The 25,548-nt window shown below is 62.2% G+C and carries 21 protein-coding genes, 1 tRNA gene and 1 pseudogene; 9 read left to right on the top strand and 14 right to left on the bottom strand.

The genetic code is table 11. The features are described 5' to 3' along the window. Positions 1-54: 54 nt before the first annotated feature. The 7 genes from HX899_RS05410 to HX899_RS05380 form a co-directional block, all read right to left on the bottom strand. Positions 55-1,275 carry a pilus assembly protein gene (locus HX899_RS05410; protein WP_171600661.1) on the bottom strand — a complete coding sequence of 407 codons (1,221 nt, stop codon included), beginning with the start codon at positions 1,273-1,275 and terminating at the stop codon, positions 55-57. Positions 1,276-1,390: 115 nt separating this feature from the next. Further along, on the bottom strand, positions 1,391-2,269 hold the full coding sequence (locus HX899_RS05405; RefSeq protein ID WP_181291791.1) for a transglutaminase family protein: 879 nt from the start codon (positions 2,267-2,269) through the stop codon (positions 1,391-1,393). A gap of 5 nt (positions 2,270-2,274) precedes the next feature. Continuing rightward, complete coding sequence (locus HX899_RS05400; RefSeq protein WP_062939745.1) at positions 2,275-4,692, bottom strand: circularly permuted type 2 ATP-grasp protein; 2,418 nt, start codon at positions 4,690-4,692, stop codon at positions 2,275-2,277. 40 nt (positions 4,693-4,732) lie between these two features. After that, a complete protein-coding gene (locus HX899_RS05395) occupies positions 4,733-8,059 on the bottom strand; it encodes a DUF2126 domain-containing protein (protein ID WP_181291790.1) in 3,327 nt (1,108 codons plus the stop codon). A 103-nt stretch (positions 8,060-8,162) separates the two neighbouring features. After that, positions 8,163-9,545: a sensor histidine kinase gene (locus HX899_RS05390; protein WP_029871886.1), complete on the bottom strand. Its 1,383-nt coding sequence runs from the start codon at positions 9,543-9,545 to the stop codon at positions 8,163-8,165. Beyond that, positions 9,542-10,219 (bottom strand): response regulator transcription factor, encoded by a 678-nt coding sequence (locus HX899_RS05385; RefSeq protein WP_003542898.1) that lies wholly within the window; start codon positions 10,217-10,219, stop codon positions 9,542-9,544. Before HX899_RS05385 ends, HX899_RS05390 begins: the two co-directional genes overlap by 4 nt. Positions 10,220-10,418: 199 nt before the next feature. Continuing rightward, positions 10,419-12,287, bottom strand: coding sequence for an adenylate/guanylate cyclase domain-containing protein (locus HX899_RS05380; RefSeq protein WP_181291789.1), 1,869 nt, complete (start codon positions 12,285-12,287; stop codon positions 10,419-10,421). Positions 12,288-12,722: 435 nt separating this feature from the next. Between HX899_RS05380 and HX899_RS05375 the strand changes: the two are divergent. The 6 genes and pseudogenes from HX899_RS05375 to HX899_RS05350 all read left to right on the top strand — a co-directional run bounded on the left by HX899_RS05375 (position 12,723) and on the right by HX899_RS05350 (position 18,448). Beyond that, positions 12,723-13,590, top strand: a pseudogene (locus HX899_RS05375) (ornithine carbamoyltransferase). Positions 13,591-13,653: 63 nt separating this feature from the next. Then, positions 13,654-14,700 (top strand): ABC transporter substrate-binding protein, encoded by a 1,047-nt coding sequence (locus tag HX899_RS05370; RefSeq protein ID WP_168308653.1) that lies wholly within the window; start codon positions 13,654-13,656, stop codon positions 14,698-14,700. Positions 14,701-15,081: 381 nt separating this feature from the next. Beyond that, entirely contained in the window at positions 15,082-16,026 is a 945-nt protein-coding gene (locus HX899_RS05365) for a tripartite tricarboxylate transporter substrate binding protein (protein WP_011653512.1), read from the top strand. Further along, positions 16,023-16,514, top strand: a complete 492-nt coding sequence (locus HX899_RS05360; RefSeq protein WP_138333351.1) for a tripartite tricarboxylate transporter TctB family protein — start codon at positions 16,023-16,025, stop codon at positions 16,512-16,514. The genes HX899_RS05365 and HX899_RS05360 overlap by 4 nt, the downstream gene beginning before the upstream one ends. An 88-nt stretch (positions 16,515-16,602) precedes the next feature. Next, a complete protein-coding gene (locus HX899_RS05355) occupies positions 16,603-18,120 on the top strand; it encodes a tripartite tricarboxylate transporter permease (protein ID WP_011653510.1) in 1,518 nt (505 codons plus the stop codon). Positions 18,121-18,277: 157 nt separating this feature from the next. Further along, complete coding sequence (locus HX899_RS05350; protein WP_003542890.1) at positions 18,278-18,448, top strand: hypothetical protein; 171 nt, start codon at positions 18,278-18,280, stop codon at positions 18,446-18,448. A 99-nt stretch (positions 18,449-18,547) separates the two neighbouring features. Here the strand turns inward: HX899_RS05350 and HX899_RS05345 are convergent, their stop codons facing one another. Continuing rightward, positions 18,548-19,636: a DUF475 domain-containing protein gene (locus HX899_RS05345; RefSeq protein ID WP_138333352.1), complete on the bottom strand. Its 1,089-nt coding sequence runs from the start codon at positions 19,634-19,636 to the stop codon at positions 18,548-18,550. A 353-nt stretch (positions 19,637-19,989) separates the two neighbouring features. Between HX899_RS05345 and HX899_RS05340 the strand changes: the two genes are divergently transcribed. Beyond that, positions 19,990-20,220, top strand: coding sequence for a hypothetical protein (locus HX899_RS05340; protein ID WP_011653508.1), 231 nt, complete (start codon positions 19,990-19,992; stop codon positions 20,218-20,220). A 57-nt stretch (positions 20,221-20,277) separates the two neighbouring features. Then, positions 20,278-20,454, top strand: coding sequence for a hypothetical protein (locus tag HX899_RS05335; RefSeq protein ID WP_171600653.1), 177 nt, complete (start codon positions 20,278-20,280; stop codon positions 20,452-20,454). Positions 20,455-20,514: 60 nt separating this feature from the next. On the opposite strand, the gene HX899_RS05330 is transcribed toward HX899_RS05335, so the two are convergent. Then, positions 20,515-21,027: an MgtC/SapB family protein gene (locus tag HX899_RS05330; RefSeq protein WP_171600652.1), complete on the bottom strand. Its 513-nt coding sequence runs from the start codon at positions 21,025-21,027 to the stop codon at positions 20,515-20,517. Between the two features lie 231 nt (positions 21,028-21,258). Here HX899_RS05330 and HX899_RS05325 point away from each other — a divergent pair, with 231 nt between their 5' ends. Beyond that, on the top strand, positions 21,259-21,972 hold the full coding sequence (locus HX899_RS05325; protein ID WP_138333353.1) for a hypothetical protein: 714 nt from the start codon (positions 21,259-21,261) through the stop codon (positions 21,970-21,972). 6 nt (positions 21,973-21,978) lie between these two features. On the opposite strand, the gene HX899_RS05320 is transcribed toward HX899_RS05325, so the two are convergent. The 5 genes from HX899_RS05320 to cpdR1 all read right to left on the bottom strand — a co-directional run bounded on the left by HX899_RS05320 (position 21,979) and on the right by cpdR1 (position 25,433). Then, positions 21,979-22,491, bottom strand: coding sequence for a hypothetical protein (locus HX899_RS05320; RefSeq protein ID WP_171600721.1), 513 nt, complete (start codon positions 22,489-22,491; stop codon positions 21,979-21,981). A 435-nt stretch (positions 22,492-22,926) separates the two neighbouring features. After that, on the bottom strand, positions 22,927-23,970 hold the full coding sequence (locus tag HX899_RS05315) for a porin (protein WP_180196139.1): 1,044 nt from the start codon (positions 23,968-23,970) through the stop codon (positions 22,927-22,929). Positions 23,971-24,540: 570 nt separating this feature from the next. Next, positions 24,541-24,735, bottom strand: a complete 195-nt coding sequence (locus tag HX899_RS35550) for a hypothetical protein (RefSeq protein ID WP_138390560.1) — start codon at positions 24,733-24,735, stop codon at positions 24,541-24,543. A 176-nt stretch (positions 24,736-24,911) separates the two neighbouring features. Further along, positions 24,912-24,986: transfer RNA gene (locus HX899_RS05305), tRNA-Val, on the bottom strand. A gap of 84 nt (positions 24,987-25,070) precedes the next feature. Further along, on the bottom strand, positions 25,071-25,433 hold the full coding sequence (gene cpdR1 / locus HX899_RS05300) for a response regulator CpdR1 (RefSeq protein WP_003542883.1): 363 nt from the start codon (positions 25,431-25,433) through the stop codon (positions 25,071-25,073). Between the last annotated feature and the right edge of the window lie 115 nt (positions 25,434-25,548).

The raw sequence follows: 25,548 nt of genomic DNA, 5'->3' as shown, positions 1-25,548 counted from the left end.
GCTCCGGTTTGTTCCGGAGCGGCTTTTTGTTCGGCTTTTCGCCGGGACCTATCGTCAGTTCGTCAGACGCGTCAGCTGTGCGGAAGCCTTCGCTCCGATCGCCTTGAAGGCGGCAAGCAGATCTTCCATCTTTTCCGCCTGGAAATAATGCGCGTCATCGGAAGCGCAATAATGCAGCAGTGCCTGTCCCCCCGCGGGCGCCATAAAGGCAATCGTATAGATTTCGATGCCTTTCGATTTCGCGTCGTCGCATGTCTTCTTCGTCGCGGTATCGTAGGAACGGCCGCCGCTGCTATCATTGTTATTGTCGCCGTCCGTCATGAAGACGATGTACTTCTTCGGTACCTGCCCGGTTTTCTGCTGGTGGGCGGCGTCTTCGGCGTCATTCCCTGCAGCGTTCTTAGCCGTCAGGGACGAATAGGACGTGTTCATTGCGCCACTGGAGTTCGTGCCGCCATCCGCTTGAAGCGCGTTGACATAGCTGGAGACACCTGCGGTTCCCCAAGCAAGACTGCTAGGCGTGTACTCCTTGATATCGTAGGATACCGCGCCTGTGCGTACGTATTCGGCATTGGGATCCGCGCTATTGAGCTGACCAAAAAGATTGCCGGCGGCGATCTTCAGCGCTTCTATCTTAGTGTAATAACGCGTACGCGTGCCGGTGCAGGTGTCGTAGATTGTCTTGCCCTTTTTGTTGAGGTGAGGGTTGCAGTTATACGTGTATGATTCCGTCGTGACGGTGGCGGTAGGGTCTCCCATCGACCCTGATTTATCGAGCGCGAGATACATCGAGATGGAGCCCTGGGTTTGCGAATGGCCGCTAACCGTCGTGCCCGACGTCGAAAGATGCTGCGTGCTGAAGCCGACCGCTTGCATGAGCGGATTGACGGTGAGATCGTAACTCGGTGAAACAGTTACCTGGTAGGATGTCGACTTTCCCGATGTCGTTGTCCGGACATCGACGCCTGTCGTGCTCTTGATATCGACGCTGCTCTGCATGTAATTCGCCATTTGCCCGGCGACGAAATCCCGCGCGAAGGCCTCGGCCTGCGAGGTTTGGATCGTGCCGTTTGCTAGGGCGGTCGCGGTTGCCAGCGCGGCCGAATCGGCGGCTTCCTGCAACTGCTGCTTCGAAAGCAATATATCGCCCACCTGGATCGCCATGCCGGCGGCACCAAAAAGGACGGGCAGTACGATCGCCGTCATTATACCGAAATTGCCGCCACGGTCGCCAAGCATGCGACGCAGGCAGGGATGCAAAAAGGAGGTGCTCATCATGTTCACCCGTATAGGAGGCCCTGTGAGGTGATTTACGCACGCTCCTCCTTTCCGCCGTCCTTACGGCGTCAATAGAATTTTAACGAATCGTCGGATTTTTCCAGTTTTGGGATTATTTCAGCGGGATCACGTCGACCGCCTGGACGGCGCGTTGGCCGCCATAGCTTTTCAATACGCCGATGACGGGAACGACGTCGGAATAGTCCCGGCCATAGGCGACGACGATGTGGTCGGTGCCGGCGGGGATGTCGTTGGTCGGGTCGAGCTCGATCCAGCCGTTCGTCTCACCGCACCAGATCCTGACCCAGGCATGCATGGCGTCTGCGCCTTCCAGCCGTTCCTTGCCGGGCGGCGGGATGGTGCGCAGGAAACCGGAGACGTAGCCGGCCGGAATGCCGAGGCTTCTAAGCGCGAGGATCATGATGTGGGTGAAATCCTGGCAGACGCCGCGCTTCAATCTGAACGCCTCGAGCGGCGTCGTGTCCACCGTCGTCGCGTCGGGGTCGTAGGTGAAATCCTTGTTGATGCGGGTACAGAGCGCATGGGCGATCTGCATCGCCGTCAGATCAGGTATGGCGCTGTTTCGCGCATAGTCGGCGATCTCGCGGGCTTGGGCCAGGCGCGGGCTTTCACCAAGGAAATGGTGCGGCGAATCCGGCGCCAGAGACCAGATGCCGGCGACCTCCTCCGGCAGGTCGGCAAGCAGCGGCGAGAAATCGGCGGCGATCGGCTGGCTTTCCACTTGCACGCGGGCTTGCATGCGAATGTCGAGCGTCTCGTGCGGCGCGCGCAGCATGAAGGAGGTGGTGGGATGATGGAAGAAATCGACGAAATGCGACTGCTCGTCCGGCGTCGGCGAGATGGTGATCGAGCCGGCGACCAGGCGCTGTCGATTGGTCAGCGACAGCGGCATCAGGCGCATGACGTGGCGGGCGCCGGAGGCCGGCACGTCATAGATGTAACCCATGCGGAGGGAGAGATCGTAGAGCATCGCCGTCACCCGAGATAGGTCTGGGCGAGCAGATCGGAAAGCTGCTCCAATTCGCGCTCGAGCCGTTGATAGACCTCGACCCCCATACCCTCCGGTGTCATCACCGCCAGGCCGGAATGGAGCCGCATCGCCTCGCGGTAGAAGGGCGACATCTGGCCGTTGATCAGGGCGTTCGGCAGTTGCTCGACCTCGTGGTGGATCTCGTTCACCTGGAAGAGGACCGAGCGGGGGTTCAGGGGGTCGAGCGCCAAGAGGTCGGTGACGGTCAGCCGCGCCGTGTTGACGTTGTAACGGCGACGGTGGGTCATGACGCTGTCGCCGATTTCGAGCAGCATGTCGAGCGCGCCGTCCGGCGCGTCCGGGCCGGACATATGGCCGAGCAGGCGCGTCATGTGCAGGCCGCGCTCGATATAGCGGCCGAGCGAGAGGAAGCGCCAGCCGGTGAAGCGATACATGTTCTCGTGCACGAGGCCGGCGAAGCCCGCAAGCTTGCGCAGAAGGATGGTCATCGCATGGCTGGCGTCGTCGCCGGCAGCGACGGTGACGTGGAAGCGGCGGGCAGTCTTGGCGAGATCGTTGAGTGCCAGCCAGCCGTCCGGCGAGAAACGGTCGCGGATGTTGCTCGCCGAATAAACGGCGCTGTCGATGTTACGCAGCAGTGTTTCCGGCACGGCCTCGGCGGTATCGATATCGACGGCTGTGAGATACTCGGAGACATCGGCGAGCAGCGGCTGGCTCGGATCGGCAGCTTCGGCGTAACGCGCATGCCAGGCGCGCAGGATGCGCAGCGCCCCTTCGGCACGTTCGATGTAACGGCCGAGCCAGAACAGATTGTCGGCTGCCCGGCTTGGCAGGCTGCCCGGCATGTTGCGGGTAAAGCTGCCCTCGGCCGGCAGCAGCGTGTGGCGCTCGACCGGCTTGTCGCTGACGATCCAGACGTCGGCGGCCGCTCCGCCCGACTGCATGGCGATCGCCGCGACATCGGCGCCGGAGCCGATGCGGGCAAAACCGCCGGGCATAATCTGCCAGCCGTCTGCCGTGCGGGCAGCGAAAACGCGCAGTGACATCGGCCGCGGCACGAGCTTGCCGTCCACCCAGGCGGGCGTCGTCGACAGCGTGACGACCTCCTGGCCGACCAGTTTCGGGCCGTCCGAACTCAGCCAGTCGGTGATGGAATCCTTGGCGGCCGCACGCAGCGAGGAGCCGAGTACGGACTCGCCGTTGTCATCGAAGAAGGGTGCCCGGGAATAGGCCGGGCCGATCACCATCTTCTCGATGTTCTTTGCGACGTGCTCGCGCTCTTCCTTCTGACCGCACCACCAGGTGGCGATCGAGGGCAATTGCAGATCCTCCCCCAGCAGACGGTGACAGATGGTCGGCATGAAGGCCAGAAGCGCCCGGGTTTCGAGAACGCCGGTGCCGAGCGCATTGACGATGGTGACGCTTTCGGCGCGCAGCGCTTCCACCAGGCCGGGCGTGCCGATATGCGAATTCTGGTTCAGCTCCAGCGGGTCGGCAAAGGCCGAATCGAGACGGCGCCAGAGCACGCCGATCGGCTTCAGGCCGGCGACTGTGCGTACCATGACGCGGCCCTTGACGACGGTCAGGTCCTCGCCCTCGAGCAGCATGAGACCGAGATAGCGGGCAATGTAGGCGTGCTCGTAGTAGGTCTCGTTGGCGGGGCCTGGCGTCAGCACGGCGATGCGGTCATCGCCCGAATGTTTCATGCCCTGAAGTGCGTCGCGGAAGGCGCCGAAGAAGGAGGCGAGGCGGTGGACCGGGGTTTCGGCGTAGATATCCGAGAAGGCCCGGGTCGTCGCGACGCGGCTTTCCAGCGCGAAACCGGCGCCTGACGGCGCCTGCGTCCTGTCGGCCAGCACCCACCAGTTGCCGTCAGGTCCGCGGCCGATCTCGAAGGCGCAGAAATGCAGATAGTGCCCGGAGCCTGGCCGGATGCCGGCGAGCGGGCGCTGGAATTCGGGATTGGCGGCCATCAGCGCCGGCGGCAGCACTCCTTCCTCCACCAGCCGGTTGTCGCCGTAGATATCGGCAACGATCGCCTCCAGCAGGTCGGCGCGCTGGACGAGGCCTGCCGACAGCGTCTTCCATTCGCGCTCGTCGATCAGCACCGGGATATGCGAAATCGGCCAGGCGCGTTCGCCGGTGCCCTTGCTGCCATAGGCGCGGTAGAAGACGCCGGCATCGCGCAGGTAGCGGTCGGCGCGGGCAAAACGCTCAGTGAGATCCTTTTCCGGCATTGCGCTCAGATGCGAGAGAAAACGCTGCCAGACCGGGCGGACCGCGCCTTTGTTGTCGACCATCTCGTCAGCGGTGCCAGGAAGCGGCGCATAGTCGAAGGCCACACCCTTGCCGATGCGGTCCTCTGCCTCTCCCCTGCGCTCCGCTGCCGGCCTCTTACCCATCAAAACTGAAACCCTAACCCCCCGGCCCTAACCTTCGGCCTTAAATTCCGGCGGGCCGCCGCAGATCCAGCGTCAGCGGGAATTCAAGCGAACCCGTCTCGACGCGCGGAATGTATCCGCCCGCCGTATGCCCCCACGGCTCGAAGCGGGTGAGTCGTCTTGCTTCCGCCTCGTTACCGTTGACCGGGAAAGTGTCATAGGTCCGGCCACCCGGATGGGCAACATGATAGATGCAGCCGCCGATCGAACGCTTCGACCATGTATCATAAATGTCGAAAGTCAAAGGCGTGTTGATCGGCAGGACGGGATGCAGACCGGAGGACGGTTGCCACGCCTTGTAACGGACGCCGGCGACCGACACGCCGGCGGTGCCGGTCGGCGTTAGCGGCAGGGTGCGGCCATTGCAGGTGACGGTGTAACGCGCGGTATTGCTGGTTTCGAGCCGCACCTGAAGGCGTTCGACGGAGCTGTCGACGTAGCGGGCGGTGCCGCCCGGCGCGCCTTCCTCGCCCATGACGTGCCATGGCTCCAGCGCCTGGCGCAGTTCCAGCTTCGAGCCCTCGTATTCGACTTCGCCGCAGAAGGGGAAGCGGAATTCGAGCTGGGCCTTGAACCATTCCGGGCTGACGTCGAAGCCGTTTTGGCGAAGGTCGGCAAGCACGTCGAGGAAGTCGGCCCAGACGAAATGCGGCAGCATGAAACGGTCGTGCAGGGTCGTGCCCCAGCGGACGAATTTGCCGTCGACCGGGTTGACCCAGAAGCGGGCGATCAGCGCGCGCACCAGCAATTGCTGGGCAAGCGACATGCGCGCATTCGGCGGCATCTCGAAGCCGCGGAACTCGATGAGGCCGAGCCGTCCGGTCGGGCCGTCCGGCGAGAACAGCTTGTCGATGCAGATCTCGGCGCGGTGGGTGTTGCCGGTGACGTCGGTCAAAAGGTTGCGGAACAGGCGGTCGACGAGCCAGGGCAGCGGCTGCTGGCCACGGCCGGGGGCGCCGACCTGCGCCATGGCGATCTCCAGCTCGTAGAGGGTGTCGTGACGAGCCTCGTCGATGCGCGGCGCCTGGCTGGTGGGGCCGATGAACATGCCGGAGAAGAGGTAGGAGAGCGAGGGATGGCGCTGCCAGTGGAGGATCACGCTCTTCAAGAGATCGGGACGGCGCAGGAAGGGGCTGTTGTTCGGATTGGCCGCGCCTACGACGACATGGTTGCCGCCGCCGGTGCCGGTATGGCGACCGTCGATCATGAACTTGTCGGCGCCGAGCCGGGTGGCGCGCGCCTCCTCGTAGATCGCCGTTGTGATGTCGACGCAGTCCTTCCAGTTCGAGGCCGGATGAATGTTGACCTCGATGACACCGGGATCCGGGGCGACGCGGATGACGTTGATGCGCTCGTCCTGCGGCGGCGGGTAACCTTCGATATGGACGGGAAGCTTGAGCTCGGCGGCAGCGTTTTCGGCAGCGGCGATCAGCTCGAGATAATCCTCGATGCGCTCGACCGGTGGCATGAAGACGCAGAGCCTGCCGTCGCGCGGCTCGACCGACATGGCGGTGCGCACGGCACCGCGGAGCTCGCCGAGCGTCTGTTCGATCCGGCCGCGATTGCTCTCGTCGGCATGGAAGGAGGCTTCCGGCATGGCCCGGCCGGCCGGTACGAAGACATCAGGCAGCGGTTCGCGCGGGATCGTCGGATCGGCCGGGTGGATATAGGGATAACGCGCCGGGGGAACATAGGGCAGCGTGCCGAGCGGCAGGCGGTAACCGATCGGACTGTCGCCCGGGACGAGGAAGATCTTGCCGCGGCGGGTGCGCCATTTCTCGCTGACCCAGACTCGGCTTTCCGCCGCCTTGGCATTCCATGCCTGGACCGGAAGGATGTAACCGGTCGCGGTCGTGAGGCCGCGGGCGAAGACGCGGGCGATGCGGTTGCGTTCCTCAGGATCTTTCAGCTTCGAATTCGCCGGATCGACATTTTCGGGAAGGTTGCCTTCCTTGATGATCCAGTCGGCCGGATCTTCATAGGCCGGCTGCACCATGTCAGGCTTGATCGCCAGTTCCTTAGCGATCGCCGTCAGGAGCTTTTCGGCATCCTCGGCGGTGACGCCGGTATCCTTGCCTTCGGCGGCGACCAGATCGAGGTTCTGCCAGACCGGCTTGCCGTCGCGGCGCCAGTAGAGCGAGAAGGTCCAGCGCGGCAGACTTTCGCCCGGATACCATTTGCCCTGGCCGTAATGCAGGAAACCGCCGGGCGCGAAGCGTTCTTGCAGCTTGCGGATCAGGACGTCGGCCTTTTCGCGCTTGGTCGGGCCGACGGCGGCGGTGTTCCACTCCTCGGACTGGAAATCGTCGATCGAAACGAAGGTCGGTTCGCCGCCCATCGTCAGATGCACGTCCTCGGCTTCGAGGACACGATCGACTTTTTCGCCGAGTTCGTTGAGCTCCTCCCAGCTTTCATCGGAGAAGGGCTTGGTGATGCGCGGGTGCTCGGCGACGCGCGAAACCTTCATGTCGAAGGCGAATTCGGTTTCGGCCTCGCCGAAATAACCGCCGGAAATCGGAGCGGCGTTGCGATAATGCGGCGTGGCGGCAAGCGGGATGTGGCTTTCGCCGGTCAGCAGGCCAGAAGTCGGATCGAGGCCGACCCAGCCGGCGCCAGGCAGATAGACCTCGGCCCAGGCGTGCAGGTCGGTGAAATCGACTTCGGTGCCGGAGGGACCGTCAAGCGCCTTCAGGTCCGGCGTCAGCTGAATGAGGTAGCCGGAGACGAAGCGGGCGGCGAGGCCGAGATGGCGAAGGATCTGGACGAGCAGCCAGCTGGTGTCGCGGCAGGAACCCTTGGCGCTTTCCAGCGTCTCCTCCGGCGTCTGCACGCCGGTTTCCATGCGGATGACATAGCCGATCTGCCGCTGCAAGCGGGCATTCAGGCCGACGATCATATCGACCGTCGGCTGGTCGGGCGACCAGTCGAGCGTCGGCAGCAGCGCCTTGAGGCGCGGACCGGCCGGCTCCGGCGTCATGTAGATCGACAGATCCTCCTGGATCGTTTCAGGGTATCCGAAGGGCCACTTGGTTGCCTCTTCCTCGACGAAGAAGTCGAAGGGATTGTAGACCGTCATGTCGGCGACGAGATCGACCTCGATCTTGAACTCGGTCACCGGATCCGGAAAGACGTAGCGGGCAAGGTAATTGCCATAAGGGTCTTGCTGCAGATTGACGAAATGGTTGGAGGGCGTGACCTTCAGCGAGTGGCTGAGCACCCGTGTCTTCGAATGCGAGGCAGGTTTCAGCCGGATGATCTGTGGGCCGAGGCGGACCGGCTTGTCATAGGTGTAATGCGTCAGATGATAGATGCTGGCTTTGATCGACATATTTCTCTTTTTATCCGGCTCGCATCGTCGTGCGGCTTGCTGTTCCCGAAAATCAGTGTGTGCAATGCAGCGAAAGAAAGCAAGGCGGAAAGGTCGACGGCTTTTACGCTGCCTTGGCAAAGGTGACGGCCGCCTTCAGGCCTTTGCCATCCGCGCCCGGCTCCAGCGTCAGGTCGGCGTTGAAAAGATTGGCGATTTCTTCGACGATCGGCAGACCGAGACCGGCACCGGGCGCACCGGACTCATTGCCGCGCGAAAAGCGCCGGCGCACCGCCTCCAGCTTCTCGGGCGGAATGCCGGGACCGTTGTCCTCGACTTCGAGGCGGATCGTCTCTGACGCGGCGATGATACGGACGGTGACCTCAGCTCCCTTGCCGGCATAGGCGATGGCATTGCCGGCAAGGTTGCGCAGCATTTCGCCGATCAGCAGCGGCTCGGCGCGGACCATCGCCGGGCTCTCGCCCTCGAAGCCGAGATCGATGCCGGCGACGGCGGCCGTCGGGATCTGCTCGCCGGTGATTTCCTGGGCGATGGCGGCGAGATCGATGGCGGAAGCGGTCAGCGCCTCCTTGGCGGTGGCAGCGTCGATCTTGGCCATCAGCAGAAGCTGGGCAAGGATGCGCTCGGCATGCGCTACCGCCTGGTCGCCCTTCAGTGCCGCCGCCTGCGCCTCATCGAGCGAGCCGGCCCGGGCGGAAAGGGCGAGCTGGGTGCGGATGATCGCAAGCGGGGTGCGCAGCTGATGGCTGGCATTGCCGGTGAAATGGCGGAGCGCATCCAGCGCCGATTGCAGGCGGACCATGAAGGAATTCACCGTGTCGACCAGCGGCTCGACCTCGCTCGGCACGGTCTGCTTGATCGGATGCAGGTCATCAGGGCTGCGTTCGCCGATGGCGTCGCCGAGCTTGTAGAGCGGGCGAAGAGCCACCGTGACCGAGATCCAGACGATGACGGCCGCGCCCGCGATCATGAAGGCGAGACGGAGTGCGGATCGGACGAGGATCGCCTGCGCCAACTGCCGGCGGGCGATGGTGGTTTCGGCGACCGTCACCACGAAGGGCACCGAGCGGATGCCCGTCGAGGCAGAGCGTTCGAGTGTAGCGATGCGGATCGGTTCGCCGCGGAAGCTATCGTCGGCGAAGGCGGCGGCATCGCCCGGCGTCTTCTTGAGGACAGGCAGGGACTGGTAGCCGGTGATGAATTGGCCCGGCGGGCCGTCGACGCGGTAGAAGACGCGATCCTGCGCGGCCGAGGTCAGCATCTCCAGTGCGACATAGGGGATATCGACCTGCAGCGTGCCGTCCTCGGCGACGACGACGCGTTCGGCGATCGCCAGCGCGGAACCGGCGAGCACGCGGTCGGAGACGATATTGGAGGTCTGGACCGCCTCGCGATAGGTGTCGGCGAGTGCCAGCGTGCCGATGACGGCGGTGGAGACGAGCAACCAGAAGAGCAGCCGGCGCCTGAGGGAATAGGCGGCTTTCATGAGGCCTCGGGCAGCTTGTCGAGATAATAGCCGATGCCGCGGGCGGTCTTGACGGTCAGGCCGTGCGGCGACAGGCGCTTACGCAGGCGGCTTACATATTGCTCGATGGCGTTTGCGGAAATGTCGTCGTCGAAGGCCGTCAGCGATTGAATGATCGCCTCCTTTGCGACGACCTTGCCGGCCCGCATGAAGAGGATTTCGAGCAGGCCGAGTTCGCGGGCGGGAATATCGAGCGGCGTGGCGCCTGATGAAAAGGTGCGGGAATTGAGATCGAAGGAGATGCCGCCGAAGCCGACTGTCGCCGAGCGCAGCCCGGCCTGGCGGCGCAGCAGCACGCGCACGCGGGCCTCGAATTCGGCGATATCGAAAGGCTTGATCAGATAATCGTCAGCGCCGAGATCGAGCCCCTTCACCCGCTCTTCCGGTGTGCCGCGCGCGGTCAGGATGAGGACGGCCGCCTGGTTCTGCCGGGCGCGCATGGCGCGCAGCACGTCGAGACCGTCCATCTCCGGCAGGTTGAGGTCGAGGATCACCAGATCGAAATTTTCGGCTGCGATGACCGCATTGGCAGACGCCCCATCATGGACGACATCGACGGCATGGCCCGTGCCGCGCAAGATCGCCGACAGGCCGTCTGCCAGCGCGATATTGTCTTCGGTGAGCAGGATGCGCACGGATGTTTCCCCTGTTTTTCAAGGGAGATTACAGAGATGAAGCAGGGATGTCACAGCGATTTTCAAGCTTACAGCGCCGCGCGTCCTTCAGACGCGCAAAGGACGCTGTAATACTTTGAATCTATGCATCGTGCTTTCCGAAAATCGATTCCGATTTTCGGGCCGAGGCGCCAGTGAACGCCCGGGGAAAGGTTCGACCTCAGCTCCCGGTCCTTTCGATCCGCTCGCGCTGCATCATTGCGGCGGTGAGCAGCTTCCGGAAGCGGGGATCGTCGCGGATGTTGTCGAGGTCGGAATCATTGTCGAACCATTTGATATGGTAGACGGAGCTGTTCGGCAGCAGCTTCTCCAGCAGATCGATCGCCTGGTCGACGTCGCCGAGGACGGAGTAGACGCAGGCGAGATTATACTGCGCGACGATGTCGTCGGGATCGATGGCGATCGCACGGGCCGCCCAGTCGCGTGCCCTTGCCGCGTCGCCGAGATGGGCAAGCGCCAGCGCGCCGCGATGGGCGGGGCCTGAATTTTCCGGGTTGACGTTCAAGGCCCGTTCGGCGCGCAGCAGGCCGAGGCGCGCCCAGTTTTCCGTATCCAGCACCCGGCGGAGCGAGCGGTAGGCCGACATCAGATGGATCGGCGAGACGTAGTCATCAGGGCGGATTGCGGCGGCGCGGGTGAAATATTGCACGGATTCGGCGAAGTTGCCGTGCATGAAGAAGAACCGGGCATAGTGGAAATTCGCCTCGAAGAGGTTCGGGTCGAGCGCCAAGGCACGTTCGAAGGCTGCCGCCGCCCTGTCGTCATAGCCGCTCTGATGCAGGGCGAGACCATGGGAGGCGTGGGCTTCGGGAAGGTCAGGATCAAGCGCCAGGGCGCGGGCGCTCATCTCGAGGATGCGCCTCAGCGGCACGTCGTCAGGCGCCCAGTCGCGGATCGCCGCGTCGCAATCGGCGATGCCGGCATAGGCGCGGGCATAATCCGGATCGAGCTCCACCGCCTTGCAGAACATGCGCCTTGCGAGCTGCAGATAGGATTTGGTCCAGGTGTGGGAGAGCTGGCGGCCCCTGAGATAATAGGTATAGGCCTCGACATTGGCGGTCGGCTCAGTCGCGATCGCCTTCTTCTCTTCTGGCAGCAGGCGCACCTTCAACTGGCCGACGATCGCATGGGTGATCTCGTCCTGGATGGCGAAGATGTCGGTCATGTCGCGGTCGTAACGCTCGGCCCAGAGATGGTCGCCATTGGCGGTGTCGATCAGCTGGCCGGAAATGCGCACGCGATTGCCGACGATGCGCACGCTTCCCTCGAGCACGTAGCGTACGCCAAGCTCCTGGGCGAGCCGCTTCACCTTTACCGATATGCCCTTGTAGGTGAAGATCGTATTGCGCGGCACGACGTGCAGGCTGGAGATCTTGGAGAGATCGGTGATGATGTCTTCGGTGATGCCGTCGGAGAAATAATCCTGATCAGCATCGCCGCTCATATTGGTGAAGGGCAGCACTGCGATGAAGCAGGTGTTGCGGTTCTGCGCGACCAATCTGGCGGAGGAAGGCGGCGCCAAGCTGACGGTATAGACCTGAACGGGCTGCCTGATGTTCTTCAGCATATGTTCGCCGATGAATTCGAAGCCGAGATTGAGGCGCGAACCGACCTGGTCGCGCACCGAGGCCGACACGGCGATGCCGCCCGGCGCTGCGATGCGCTCGAGCCTGGCTGCGAGATTGACCCCGTCTCCGAATATGTCACCGTTCTCGACCACGACGTCGCCGAGATTGATGCCGATACGGAATTCGACGCGCTCGTCCTTGGGCACGTTCTCGTTACGCGCTGCCATGCTGCGCTGGATTTCGGCGGCGCAGGCGACCGCATTCACCACGCTCTGGAATTCGGCAAGGATGCCGTCGCCGGTGAGTTTGACGATCCGGCCCTTGTAGTCCGAAATACGAATGTCGACCAGCTCGCAGCGATGGCGGTTCAGCGCCTGCAACGTGCCGGATTCATCGATGCCCATCAGTCGGCTGTAGCCGACGACGTCTGCAGCAAGAATAGCGCTCAGTCGTCGTTCCATGACCCCTCCCATGGATCTTCCCAGTTTAGTCTAGCTTTTTATAGAGTTTTTGTCGCGTAGAGTCGTCCCCCGAATAATAAATTCGGGCGGCCTCGACGTTTTTAACGCGGCAGCGCGACCATATAACGTCGTCGATCTTCATCAATACTCTAAACGGGTGAAGGACGGAGCCAATCCCTAATCCTTTGTGAGGAAAAGACAATTCACATCGGAGAAAAATGGAATGTTCTGCTTGGGCCGACACTTTCTGAATCGACATCATAAAACCGATCGCCCACCGATTTAAGGCTTGAGCCGGACCCAGGACATAGCTTGGAAGACGAATCGCCAGGCTATCCAACGCGGTATGGAATGTGATTCGCGGCTGCTTGGGAGATTGCCGTGAGGCCAGCGAAGGGTATTGTGGCGACGGTTTCAAGCGCAACGAGGGTTGGAATGACAGGTTCGGCCCGGAATTTTCTGGAGTTTCATGACATTCCGGAGGCCGGGCTTCGGTCGATCATCGGTCGCGCCGGTGAGCTTGCCAAAGCCTGGGATGAGCGTGCGATGCCGCAGAGCCTTGCGGGCAAACGCGTCGCGCTGATTGTCGATGACGGCGGCTGGCGTAATACCACCGCCTTCGATCTCGGCATCCAGGCGATGGGCGGTATCTGCGCGCATGTGCCGATCGGCTTCAATGCCAGGGAGGAAACCGGCGATATCCAGGGTTATCTCGGCAACTGGTTCGACATGCTGGTGATCCGCACCAGGGAGCTCGCGACATTGAAGGCGGTGGCGGCAGCCTCGCCGGTGCCTGTCATCAATGCGCGGACACGCTCCAACCATCCCTGCGAGACGCTCGGCGACCTTGCCTATATCAAGAGCCGGCGCGGTTCGATCGACGGATTGAAGGTCGTTGGCGTGGCGGCGGACACAAATATCCTCCGCTCCTGGGCCGAAGCGTCGATCGCATTGCCGATCGAGGTGGTGCAGGTCTATCCCGAACGCTGGCACATCAGCGACGCCGCGTTGCTCAATGGACGCTTCCGCGTGAGCACCGATATGGGCGAGCTATCGAATGCCGACGTCGTCATTACCGATTCATGGCCGGGCGATGCCGCCTCGGACGCGCTCGCCGGCTACCGGATCGGGGCCGATGTGCTCGATCGTTGCGGAGGATGCGATCTTTCTGCCGTGCCCGCCGGTTATGCGCGGCCAGGAGGTGACGGCGGAGGCGATGGAACACCCGCTCTGCCGGAGCCGCGCCGCCAAGGCCTTTCTGCTGCATGCGCAGAATGCCCTGATGGAGTGGGTCGCTGCCTAGTCCCGCGCCCTTGCTCCTCTGGGCGCGCTCAGGCATTGTTGCTGCATGAGGAGAGTTTTCATCTTGCTGCTGGCGTTCTGGCCGGGCTTTGCGCTTGCCGATCAGGCCTTCTATCCGGCGAAGTCGGGCAATGCCGATGCGCCAGTGCTGACGGTTTACTCCTCGCTCGACGAGCCTCTGGCGCAGCCGATGATCCGGGGTTTCCAGGACGCCAATCCCGATATCGCAGTCAAATATGAGGATATGCTGACCGGCGACATCTACGACCGGATCGTCCGGGAGACGGATGCCGGCAAGAAGACGGCGGATTTCGCCTTCTCCTCGGCGATGGACCTGCAGGTGAAGCTTTCCAACGACGGATATGCACAGGTCAGCAACCTGCCGATGAGTGCTGCATGGCCGAAATGGGCGAACTGGCGCAACACCGCCTATGCGCTCACCTTCGAGCCGGCGGTGTTCGTCTATCACAAGCCGAGCTTTGCGCATGAGCCGGTGCCGAGTTCGCGGGCTGAATTCGTCGACTATCTGAAGCGCAAGGGCAACGAGGTCTATGGGCGGATCGGCACCTACGACATCGAGCGTTCCGGCGTCGGCTTTCTTTTCATGGCGCGCGACCAGGAGCAGTTCGGCGATATCTGGTCGGTGATCGGGGCGATGGGGGCTGCCGGCGTCAAGCTTTATTCGACGAGTTCGGCGATCCTCGAACGCGTTGCCGACGGGCGCTTCGTGCTCGGCTACAATATTCTCGGCTCCTATGCGGCCGATTGGGCCTCGCGCTATCCCGATGTCGGCATCGTGCTGCCGAAGGATTATACCGTGGTGATGTCGCGGATCGGGCTGGTGCCGCAGGCCGCCGCCGAGCCGGAGCTTGGTCGGCGTTACCTCACCTTCTTCATGTCGAGGGAAGGGCAGACGATCATGGCGCGCGAGCTGCAGATCCCGGCCGTCAGCCCCGAGGTGGCAGGAGAGAATACCGCCAATACGCTGCAGGAACTGCTCGGCGCCCAACTGCGACCGGTGCCGGTCAGCCCCGGGCTGATGGTCTATCTCGACCAGGTGAAACGGGCGCGGCTGATTGCGCACTGGAATGAGGTTCTGCGGACGCAGTGAAGGCGTCAGCTTTCAGCCGGTTCACCCTCCTTGCAGAGCTTTGGATCGCTCCGCCTGTAGCTCTCGCCAGATGAGGCTCGCGGCCATACTTCGTGGCCGCTGGAAGTACTGGTCATCCGGCAGCGAAGAACCGGGATTTAGATCCGCGCCTGCCAATTACGGCAAAAAAGTGTCCTGTCCTTCTGGATATCTTGCCGATGTCAGCTAAATGACAGGTTGTTGTGGTCGCTTTGGCTACTTCTTCTCCGTGGAGGCGGAGAGCTGAAGCCTTGGGAGGTATTCCGCTCGTCATTCAGGACGCTTGCGTCCGCTGGCCGGCCATTCCTCCCGATTCCCAGAGAACAGCAGGCGGTTTGCTCAGCCGCCGACGGAGGACACATCGTGAAGCATACGTTCATCGCAACCCTTCTTGCAGCGACCATCGCGCTGCCGGCCTATGCGGCCGATTACACCATCATCGCGCCGGCCGCTCCCGGCGGCGGCTGGGACCAGACGGCCCGTTCGCTGCAGACCGCGCTGCAGCAGGAGAAGATCTCCGGCAACGTGCAGGTCCAGAACGTCCCGGGCGCCGGCGGCACCATCGGCCTTGCGCAATTCAGCAGCCAGGCTGCCGGCAACCCGAATTCGCTGATCGTCGGCGGCTATGTCATGGTCGGCGCGATCCTCACCAACAAGTCGCCGGTGACGCTCAAGGATGTCACGCCGATCGCCCGCCTGACCGGCGAGTATGAGGCTGTCGTCGTTCCTGCCGCGTCCGAGATCAAGACCATGGCCGATCTGGTCGCGGCTCTGAAGAAGGATCCGGGTGCGGTTTCCTGGGGCGGCGGCTCTGCCGGCGGCACCGACCACATCGCCGTCGGCCTGATCGCCAAGGCTTCCGGCGTCGATCCGACGAAGATCAACTATGTCGCCTTCTCCGGCGGCGGTGAAGCGCTCGCCGCTATTCTCGGCGGCCAGGTCACGGCCGGCGTCTCGAGCTATAGCGAGTTCGAATCGCAGGTGAAGTCAGGCACGCTCCGTCTTCTCGCCGTATCCAGCGAAAAGCGTATCGACGGTGTCGATGCCCCGACACTGAAGGAAGCCGGCACCGACGTCATCATCCAGAACTGGCGCATGGTTGCTGCTGCCCCCGGCCTGTCGGCAGAGCAGGTGGCAGCCGTCACCGCCGATTTCGAGAAGCTGCACAGCTCCGCCACCTGGCAGGAAACGCTGAAGACCAAGGGCTGGGCCGACACCTATCTGTCCGGCGATGCCTTCAAGGCGCAGCTCGAAAAGGATGTCTCGGCCACTGAAGGCATTCTCAAAGACATCGGACTTGTTCAATGAGCGAGGATAACGCCTCCTCGGCAACCGAACGCCGCCCTGATTGGGCGGCGTTCATCATTGCCGTTTTCCTCTTCGCCATCGCCGGCGTGATGGCCTGGGATGCGTCGCATCTGAAAACGATTGCGCAGTACGACCGCATCGGTCCGGCGACAGTGCCTCAAGTGGTGGCGTTCGGCCTCTTCTGTCTCGGGATCTGGACCGCCTTCGAAGCCTGGCGCGGCGATTTTCCCGAACGTGACCGGCAGGAAGTCGCACCCGTCATCTGGATCGTCGCCGGTCTTGCCGGCCAGATGCTGCTTTTGCGCGTCGCCGGCTTCTCGATTGCGACAGGCGTGCTGTTTGCGCTGACGGCACGCGGCTTCGGCAAACGCAAGCTCTGGATCTCGCTGCCACTTGGCATCGTCTTCAGCTTCGTCGTCTGGGCGATCTTCTCGCAGCTGCTGCAGCTGACACTGCCGGCCGGCCCGCTCGAACATCTGTTCTTCTGACCGCGCGGGACGCGCTGTCAGCTCTTTTGATTTTGCGCGGCGCCCGGTTGCGAAACGCACGGCCGGAAATGCCGCTTGGGACACCAAGATGAGCACATTCGAATTCCTATGGCAGGGTATCCTGGTTGCGATGCAGCCGATGAACCTGATTTATGCGATGGTCGGCGTGACGCTCGGCACCGCCGTCGGCGTGCTTCCCGGCATCGGCCCGGCTCTCACCGTGGCGCTGCTGCTGCCCGTCACCTACAAGCTCGATCCGGGCGGCTCGCTGATCATGTTCGCCGGCATCTATTACGGCGGTATGTATGGCGGTTCGACGACCTCGATCCTGCTCAACACGCCAGGCGAAAGCGCCTCGATCGTCACCGCACTCGAGGGTAACAAGATGGCGCGCGCCGGACGCGGCGGACCGGCGCTGGCGACAGCGGCGATCGGCTCCTTCGTCGCCGGCCTGATCGCCACGCTCGGGCTTGCCTTCATCGCGCCTTACATCGTCAAGCTGGCGCTGGTCTTCGGGCCGCGCGAGTATTTCGCGCTGATGGTGCTTGCCTTCGTCACCGTTTCATCGGCCTTCGGCGATTCGGCATTAAGGGGTCTGACCTCGCTGTTCATCGGCTTTGCGCTCGCCATGGTCGGCATCGATCAGCAGACCGGGCAGGCCAGGCTTTCCTTCGGCATTCCCGACCTGCTCGACGGTATCGAGGTGACGACGCTGGCCGTGGCGATGTTTGCGATCGGCGAGACGCTTTATATCGCGGCGCAGGGCAACCGGATCGCCGAGAAGGTCGAGGCGGTCAAGGGTTCGCTCTGGATGAACGCGGAGGACTGGTCACGCTCGTGGAAGCCGTGGCTGCGCGGCACGCTGATCGGTTTCCCGATCGGCGCGATGCCGGCGGGCGGCGCCGAAATCGGCACGTTCCTCTCCTATGCGACCGAAAAGCGGCTGGCGAAAAACCCGGAAGAGTTCGGCCATGGCGCGATTGAAGGCGTAGCCGGTCCCGAGGCGGCGAACAACGCATCTGCCGCCGGCACGCTGGTGCCGCTTCTGACGCTCGGCCTGCCGACGACGGCAACGGCGGCGATCATGCTTGCCGGCTTCCAGCAATACGGGCTGCAGCCGGGGCCGCTGCTGTTTGCCACCAATCCGCAGCTCGTCTGGGGGCTGATCGCCAGCCTGCTCATCGCCAATGCGATGCTCTTGGTGCTGAACCTGCCGATGATCGGGCTCTGGGTGCGGCTGCTGACCGTTCCGAAGCCGTGGCTCTATGCCGGCATTCTGCTGTTTGCGACGCTCGGGACGATCGGCGCCAATCCGTCGGTGTTCGAGCTCGGCATGCTGCTCGCCTTCGGTCTGCTCGGCTATGTGATGCGGCTCTTCGGCTATCCGATCGCGCCTGCCGTGGTCGGCCTGATCCTCGGGCCGCTTGCCGAACAGCAGCTGCGCCGGGCGCTGGCGATCAGCCAGGGCGACGTCACGACGCTGGTGATGTCGCCAATCGCGGCAGGCCTGCTTATCGTTGCAGCGGCCGCCTTCCTCATCCCGCTGATCCTGCGGTTGCGCGGCAGGGGACAGGTGCTCTCGCAGCTGGCGGCAAACGAAGACTAAAAGAAAAAGACGACCCACCCCCTCCCTCGAGGTCGGCCATGGAGACATGCGCCGGCCTCCTGTTTTTGCATGGCTGAGGTGATTTTCTGAGCATTGTGGAGGTCTATGCGCGATGCCATCTATGAATAGTCAATCATAGAGCAAGAGGAAAAGGACAATGTCCGCACTTCGCAATTCAGTCCGTACTGGCTTCTTTGGCCGCGCATTCGCCGTCCTTGGTGCAGCAAACGCCGTCAGCGCTGCTGTCGAAGCCGGCCGCCGCCCGCGTGCCAATGACCTCACCACACTCGGTATCGACCCAGCCTCCTTCGGTCAGGTCTCCCGCTAAGACCTTCAAGCCATGCATGAATGAATTAGCCCGCAACCGGATGGTCGCGGGCTTTATTTTTAGCTGCATGGGCGTCGCGCACTGCGGCTTCTTACATCGTCAGGCGCGAAGCTCCTCCTGCCGGGCGCCGTGATCCTCCACCCTTTCGCGTCTGTTGTGGCGGATGGACGACCAGAGGGACAGGCCGATCAAGGCCGCGCCGCCGAGCCCGGTGATAACCTCGGGGATATGCACCAGGGTCTGCGCATACATGATCACCGAGAGGATCAGGATGGCGTAGAAGGCGCCATGCTCGAGATAGCGGTATTCGGCAAGCGTTCCCTTCTCCACCAGCATGATCGTCATCGAGCGCACGTACATGGCGCCGATGCCGAGGCCGATCGCGATGACGAAGAGGTTCTGCGTCAGCGCGAAGGCGCCGATGACGCCGTCGAAGGAAAAGCTTGCATCCAGCACCTCCAGATAGATGAAGGCGCCTAGACCGCCCTTGGCGGCGGCACTCATCGTCTTTTGCGAGGCATCGAGCAGCCCGCCGACCACCTCGACCGCGAGGAAGGTGAGCAGGCCGTAGAGGGCGCAGTTGACGAAGACGGTCGCTTCCTCCCCGCCGATCAGCCAGGAGAAAACCAGCATCAGCGCCAGCACGACGGCGATTTCGATACCCTTGATGGCGGCCGAACGCGCCATCACCCTTTCCAGGCCGGGAAGCCAGTGGATTTCCTTCTTGTAGTCAAAGAAGTAGTTGAGGCCGACCATCATCAGGAAAGTGCCGCCGAAGGCTGCGATCGGCAGATGCGCGTCGTTCATGATACGGGCATATTCGGCCGGCTCGCGTGCGGCAAGCACCAGAGCATCCCAAGGGCCGATCTGTGCCGCGATCGCGACGATTGCCAGCGGGAAGACGATGCGCATGCCGAAGACGGCGATGATGATGCCCCAGGTAAGGAAGCGCTGCTGCCAGACCGGCGTCATCTCCTTCAGCTTGTTGGCGTTGACGATGGCATTATCGAAGGAGAGCGAGATCTCCAGCACCGCAAGCACCGTGCAGATGAAGAAGACGGTCGCCATGCCGCCGATCGTACCGGTCGTCTGCCAGCCGAGCACTGCGCCGAGAACGAGGCCGAGGGCAGTTACGATGAAAGCCCAGCGGAAATAGCTGAGCGAGGATTGGGTCACGGGTTGATTCATGGCCGCACCTCGCGGCCGCAAATCGTGTTGAAGAGGGTCGATTTAGTGGAAAAACGCGGCACGCCACAACGGGCACGCGGGTCAGGCATGGTGAGCTTGTTCATCGATGAAAAATCCGCCGGCTAAGCTGCAGGCGGTACCGACATCACGAGAGCGCCGTAAAACTCTCGCCAGAGGGGCCCGGCACCAAAGTTCCCCGTCAGCCGATGTCTGGAAGGCTGCGGGATAGGCACTAGGTAATGAACTTCGCGGGCCAGTCAAGGTCGGTCGTCACACTGCGATTGGGTGATTTTTTTGGAACCATCCTGATGCCCGCCCGTTAGGCCTTGGTTGAGCTTAAAAAAAGGAGGCCGATGATGCACACTTCGACCCATCTTCCCGATAAACGCACGGAGGCGTCCGACCGCATGAAGCGGGCGAAGCCGAACCGCATGCAGAAGGCGCAGGTGCTGCCGCCGCATCACGTCGACCTGACGCTGACGCCCGGCGTCTACCACGACATTCACGTCCCGGCCCATGTTACCGGCGCCGATCTTTCCAAGGGTGGCCCCGACATCAAGGGCAATGCAGAGACCAAGAAATAACGGGCATTCCGGAAGTCTCCGGCGCTGACGGTAGATTTGAAACAGGGTGAAAAACATATGACGATCAACTTTGTGCCCCGCGAGATCTTCATCCGGCACGAAAATGAATGGCAGGCCATACGCGAGGCGGCGGACGAGCGCGTCGATATCGGCAAACGCCAGAAGCCGCTCTTCGCCATCGGCGGCACGGCTTCGGTTGGGAAAAGCGATCCTTCGGCAACACGCGCTGAATGACCGACAGACAATGACGCCGACAACACTAGCGCCCGGCATGATACCGGGCGCTCTGTTTTTCTATTTGTGTTCATCGCGATCGACACGCTGTCCGGAATTAAAGCCGAATCGTTGTTCGAGTTTACCGAAGGCGAAGAGTACGCAGATGGCGACGATCGTCGTGAAGAAAGCGATCGGCCAATAGCCGAAGCCCATGGCGAGGCCGATGGCGCCGGAGAGCCACATGCCGGCGCCCGTCGTCAGCCCTTGCACCCGACCTCTTGCAAAGACGATCATGCCGGCGGCAAGAAAGGCGACGCCGGCGGTCACGGCCTCGATGACACGTAGCGGATCGATGCGCACCTGCTCGTCATCGGTAAAACCCGGCATGTGCACTGCCTCGATCGAGATGATGGCGAAGAGGGCAGCGGCAAGACTGATCAGAATATGGGTGCGGAAGCCTGCCGGGCGGTCGCGGGCCTCACGCTCGAAGCCGATCAGCCCGCCGAAGACGATGGCGCCGAAGAGGCGGGCGAAAATGACGGGATAGTGGATACGCGACTCCGGTATTATGTCGGCGATAATAAGATCCATGGATTTTTCCCCCAGAAAGATGGAATTTTTCGCTGGCTAACGTCTGAGCGCGGAATTTGTTCAGCTTTTTCCCCGCTGCGTTTCGGTAGTGCCGTTAGCCTTTCCGGTGCGCGCCGGCGTGTTCATGTCATTTTAGGGAAAGTTTGGCGAACCAGGCACCATCCTGTCGCCGCGCCAACCTTTCGGAAAGGATTGGGCAGCGATAATCCCGGCCTCACGGGAATCGGACAGATGGCCAAGACAGCGACACGCGGCCGCCGCAAGGCGCCGGCGAGAGGAAAGAGCAAAGCGCGCAGCAGCGGTGGCGGATTGCTGCCCTGGGCGGTGATCGGCATTGCCGCGATCGGCGGCATCGTCGCCCACGACCATTGGAAGAGCATCCAGCCGATGCTTGCAAGACCATCGACGCCGATCACACGGGACACGGCGGAGCCGAGGCCTGTCGTCAGGAAGGACGCGCCGCCGAAGCAGGTAGCGCTTGCCGCACCCACGCCGAAAGTCGCAGTACCGCAGCCGCTGCCGCCGGCCGCGATCCCGACGCCGATGATCCAGCCGATAAAGGCAGTGCAGCCGCCGGCTTCCGATGCCGTTTCGCAAACCGGGACAGTCGCCTTCGGCTATTGCGGGCAGGGCGCCCATATCAATTGTGTCGGCGACGGTGGCGTCTTCTGGTACAAGGGCGAGAAGATCGTGATTGCCGACATGGCAAGCCCGGTGGTCGACCAGGCGCGCTGTGACGGCGAGCGCCGGGTGGCCTTTGCCGCCAAGTCGCGGCTGCTGGCGCTTCTGAACGCCGGACCCTTCACCATGAATGCGGCGGGCAAGGCCGAGCCCTCTGGCGCGCCGCGCGTCGTCTCGCGCGACGGGCGCTCTTTCGGCGCGCAACTGATCAATGAGGGCCTGGCACGCAAGCCAGGGGCCGCCGGCAGTGCCTGGTGCGCTTGAGGGCGGCTACTTACCCTTCTTCACCAGCTTGCCGCCAGTGCGGAAGCTGCCGGTGAAGGAGGAGTCCTTGCTTTCGGCGGTGCATTCGACCGCGATCGGCTTGCCGGCATAGGGATTGCCGAAAGTGCAGAAGCCGGCGACCTTGACCTCTCCGGTCATCTTGTTGCCGACACCCGTGGTGACGAGGCTGAGCGGCAGGCGGGCATTGCCATTGGAGGCAGGCTTGATGCCGCTGCCGTCGCCCTGGAAGCCCAGCGCCTTGCCATCCGAGGTGAAGATGAAGGTCACCACGCCATTGGCCAGCGTGACGCTGGCAAGCTCGTTCTTGCAGCCCTTGGTGGCGTCGAATTTGGCGACGACCAGCTTGGCGCATTTGCCGGAAAGCGTAATGACGCCGGGCGCACCAGGAAAGGTCTCTAAGGGCGCGGCCGGCGCGGCAGAGGCCGGCAAGGCGAGGACGGCGGAAAAAAGGGCGGCAGCGGCAAGCGCGTATAACTTCATTTCGATCTCAAACCCCATGTCGTGGCCCCATGTCGTAGCGAGGCGAATCACTACCTCACCCTCGGTTCGCCATGGCATGGCTCTGTGTCCGAATTTGGCGCCGTTATTGCTGAGGCGCAAAAATTTTGTCGGCCACCGGGCTCGCTCGGCGATCGGCGGCAGATGAATGAAAAGTTGGTTGAGCTTGCTGGTTACAAGGTCCGGCAATGACACAGGCTGCCGGACATCGGCAACGAACCGATGTGAAACGACAGTGGCAAGGCACTCATCGAGTGTGCCGTCTTGGACGCACGTCCGGTCAAGGGGAATGGGCCCAGGCAGGGAAGTCCAGGCCCATTCTTTCCCGATCGGAGGTCAGTCAGATCAGGAATTTGTAGCTGCCGGTCCAGAGCATAATGCCGAAAAGTGTGAACGGTTTTCGGATGACATCCTGTTCTAGCCGGCAGCCTTTTATCAGAACGCGCGCTGCAGGCGGAAGAAGCCCGAGGTAACGTCGCTAGCATTGTCCGGATCGAGGTACTGAACCGAAATCTTGGTGGAGAGGTTGTCGACGATCTGGTAATCAACCGTCAGACCGACCTTCCAGGCATCATTGTCGTCGTTGAACTCGCCAGCAGTGATGCCGTAGTTGTTGTAGTACTGAACAGCCGGGGTGATCTTCAGCTTGTCAGTCGCCTTGATGGCGTATTCAGCAGCAACAGCCCATTCAGCCTTGTTGTAGTAGGCGTTGGGGTTGCTTGCGTAGACAACTGCGAGGCCGAGCGTGCCCGGACCGACAGCAACCGTACCCATGGCGCGGACGGCGCCTTCTTCGTTGTCGGTGTCGTAACCGGCAGTGATCTGGTAGCTGAATGCACCAGCCTTGCCGCCGAGACCGACTGCAACGCCAACGTTGTTGGCGGTTTCGCCGTCATAGAACGGGCTGTCTTCCAGCTCATCAACGCTGATGCCAGCGTAGAAAGCGTCGGTTTCGTACTGATAACGGATGGAGTTATGCAGCGTTACCGGAGAACCGATATCGTCCGTTTCGCCGGAGAGACCATCGTCCCACCAGCTGTAGAACAGACCAGCGCGGAAGCCGGCGATGTCGATGTAGGCGGAGTCGAGAATGGCCTTCTGAGCCGAAGCGTTGTCAGCATTGAACTGCATGACGATAACGCCGGTCAGCGGACCATATTCGGTGTCGCTCTTGGCTGTGAACTGAACCTGACCACGCGTACGGGCGTCCCAGTCCGAGTCGTTAGCGACAGAACCACCGCCGCCGGCGCCGATCGAGCTGGCGTTCGGAGCAACGTCAACCTGGAAACGGATGTAACCGTTGATCTTGAGGCAGGTTTCGGTGCCCGGGATGTAGAAGTAGCCGGTGCCGTAGGCGTCGCAGACGCGAACGTATTCAACCGGTTCCGGCTCGGCAGCAACGATAGCGTCAGCAGCCTGAGCGCCGGATACTGCTGCAAGTGCTGCAGCGGAGCCGAGAAGAAGGCTCTTAATGTTCATGGAATAACCTCCAGTTCAGATGCAGAAGGATGAAGACCGTTGCCATCGGCAGTCCCTACGTATCTTCAACCCGTGTGAGCGAAGCGGCGCCTTTTGACCCGGTGCCTGCCTCGCCGCGGTAGTTACACGGCGGCATGTTGCGTCGCAATAACGATGTCGATCATGACAGCAGGGCTGGGCTGCTATGTTGCTGAAATAACACGCGTTTTGTCACAAACTCGTCATCCGGCCGTCACAAAACCGGCGGCTCTGGATGCTTGACCAACGAGGGGCTGAAACTTGAATACGCTAATGCAAGTGACGAGCGCGTGAGCATGTTCTCATATGCGATCGCGCCGTCGCTGCAATCAGTACGAATCGGACAAAGCCCAACGACCACTATCGTTTGCCAAGACATGCCGATGTCGGGCCACAGGTTCGAACTGGCAGTGATCGGTGGCTGACGATACGTCGCCTCGACGAGAAGCGGCGAAGGTCTGGCACGCACTTTTGCTGGAATTGCTCTATTTGCCCTTTTACCAGCTTGCCGGCCGTCGCTCGGGCGTCAAAACGGGGAGAGCAAGCGTCTCGCTAGGGATTTTTGAAGTCGTCCCAGAGGATCGCTACCCCAGCCGCGAGGATCGTGATCGGGATCAGCCAAAGCTTGATGCTGATGGGTTCGACGACATGAAACTGCATATAACTGAAACCGAGGAGGCCAGCCCCAACCAGGGCGAGGCCGAGGATTAAGGATATCGCTTTCCGTGTCCGCGTCCTTTGCGTCATACGTCCCCCGTGTGGGGCCATCCCACAGCCATTGAAACCCCGGCCCGGATCATGGTCGCGGACCAATCACGTGCAAGCCCTCGCTCCGCAAAGTGTTGGATCTGAAGCGCGTGCCAGGCTCAGGAATCAGAAAATCCCCAAGGCGGGGATTTATCAACGATGTCAGGGAGATCGGATGGTGGGCGTGACAGGGATTGAACCTGTGACCCCTACGATGTCAACGTAGTGCTCTCCCGCTGAGCTACACGCCCATCCGATGGCGGCGCATAGATCACAAAACCTTCGGAGCCGTCAATAGGCTTTTTTCAGTTTTGTGACGCGCCGTCCTGCAAGCCTTACGCGGCAAGCATCTTGTTGACCTCGTCGACGAGATCGCGCAGGTGGAAAGGCTTGGAAAGGACCTTGGCATCCTTCGGCGCTTTCGAATCGGGGTTCAGCGCCACGGCGGCAAAACCGGTGATGAACATCACCTTCAGGTCGGGGTCGAGCTCGGTGGCGCGGCGCGCCAGCTCGATGCCGTCCATCTCGGGCATGACGATATCGGTCAGCAACAAGGAAAACGGCTCCTCGCGCAGCCGGTCATAGGCGCTGGCGCCATTGTCATAGGAAAGGACCTTGTAGCCGGCCTTTTCGAGCGCTTTCACCAGGAAGCGGCGCATGTCGTTGTCGTCTTCGGCGAGAAGTATCTTCTGAGTCATCAATCCAGACCGCGATCCATAGGTTTTTGGTGGGCTGCCAGCCGTTTACACTAGTCTTTACCCGGTAAACAACCGGTGAATTGCCTGTGCGTGACCGCCATCCCGTCTACATAGT

Source organism: Rhizobium sp. WYCCWR 11146 (genome assembly GCF_013591995.1).
In the GTDB taxonomy this organism is placed as follows: Bacteria; Pseudomonadota; Alphaproteobacteria; order Rhizobiales; family Rhizobiaceae; genus Rhizobium; species Rhizobium indicum.
The sequence above is the reverse complement of the archived record's forward strand: the minus strand, read 5'-3'. Positions and strand labels throughout refer to the sequence as shown.